Source organism: Bifidobacterium polysaccharolyticum, assembly GCF_016101585.1.
Lineage (GTDB): Bacteria > Actinomycetota > Actinomycetes > Actinomycetales > Bifidobacteriaceae > Bombiscardovia > Bombiscardovia polysaccharolytica.
In genome coordinates, this window is sequence record NZ_JACFQG010000003.1 from 1 (window position 1) to 1,731 (window position 1,731).

Below are 1,731 nucleotides of genomic sequence, written 5' to 3' on the forward strand. Positions count from 1 at the left end.
GTGGCGGGTGCCGGCGGCGCGCTGGTGGCTTGAGAACTGGATAGTGGACGCGAGCGGATGGCTGGCCTGGTGCCGGCTGTCTGCTGTATTGTTTCGTCCGGGCCCATGTGAGTGGGTTCGGGTCGATCGTTTTGTGATCGTTTAGTGTGATGATTTGTCGTCTGGCAGTTCGCAGTTGTTGTTGTCGTGGCATGGCCTGTGGTCGTGTTGTCGGCAAGGGCGCATGGTGGATGCCTTGGCAGACAGGACCGATGAAGGACGCGTGGGGCCGCGATAGGCCTCGGGGAGCCGCCGACAGGGCTTTGATCCGAGGGTGTCCGAATGGGGTAACCCGCCGGCCGTGATGGGCCGGCACCGCATTCGTGCGGGGGGTACGCAGGGAAGTGAAACATCTCAGTACCTGCAGGAAAGGATATTCCGTGAGTAGTGGCGAGCGAAAGCGGATGATGGCCAAACCGGTGCCGTGTGAGACCCGTCGGGGGTTGCGGCATGGGTGTTGTGGGACTTGGCGTCCGGGCTCCGACGGGCCCGGCGGCAGTGATAAAGCGGCGTGTGAGGCGAACGGGATTGAATTCCCGGCCGTAGAGGGTGATGGCCCCGTAGCCGAAGGCGCGCCGCCTGCCGGTTCTTGTTCCCAAGTAGCGCGGGACTCGTGGAATCCCGTGTGAATCGGCCCCGACCGTGGGGTAAGCCTGAATATTCCTGTCTGACCGATAGCGTACGAGTACCGTGAGGGAAAGGTGAAAAGCACCCCGGGAGGGGAGTGAAAGAGTTTCTGAAACCGTGTGCCTACAATCCGTCGGAGCCTTTCGGGGTGACGGCGTGCCTATCGAAAAATGAGTCTGCGAGTCAGTGGTGCGTGGCGAGGCTAACCCGTGTGGGGCAGCCGTAGCGAAAGCGAGTCCGATAAGGGCGTTTCCAGTCGCGTGTCCTGGACCCGAAGCGGGATGATCTAGCCCTGGGCAGGTTGAAGCGCGGGTAAGACCGCGTGGAGGACCGAACGGACCTGGGTTGAAAACCGGGCCGATGACCTGGGGCTAGGGGTGAAAGGCCAATCAAATTCCGTGATAGCTGGTTCTCTCCGAAATGCATTTCGGTGCAGCGTCGCGTGAGTGCCTCCATGGGGTAGAGCTACTGGATGCTTGAGGGCCCGTATCGGGTACCGACAGCAGCCAAACTCCGAATACGTGTGAGGTGTATCGCGGCAGTGAGTCGGCGGGGGATAAGCTCCGTCGTCGAGAGGGAGACAGCCCAGATCGTCGTCTAAGGTCCCTAAGCGCGTGCTAAGTGGGAAAGGATGTGGAGTCGCATAGACAGCCAGGAGGTTGGCTCAGAAGCAGCCATCCTTGAAAGAGTGCGTAACAGCTCACTGGTCTAGTGGTTCCGCGCCGATAATGTAGCGGGGCTCAAGCACGCCACCGAAGACGCGGCAGCGCAGTTCGCTGTGCTGGGTAGGAGAGCGTTCCGCGTGGGGTGAAGCGGCGGCGTGAGCCGGCCGTGGACCGCGTGGAAGTGAGAATGCAGACATGAGTAGCGAGAGGCGGGTGAGAATCCCGTCCGCTGGATGACCAAGGGTTCCGGGGCCACGTTCGTCGTCCCCGGGTGAGTCGGGTCCTAAGGCGAGGCCGACAGGCGTAGTCGAATGGATGAAGGAGTCGATATTCTCCTACCGGCGTCAAGCCGTCCAATCCAAGACGCGGAAGCGTGCCCTTACCTGTGTCGGGTGGCGGT

General features: G+C 61.6%; 1 rRNA gene (only partly in view). It reads left to right on the plus strand.

The features are described from left to right. Window positions 1-203: 203 nt before the first annotated feature. A 23S ribosomal RNA gene (locus H3T90_RS05595) occupies window positions 204-1,731 on the plus strand (it continues 1,728 nt past the right edge of the window).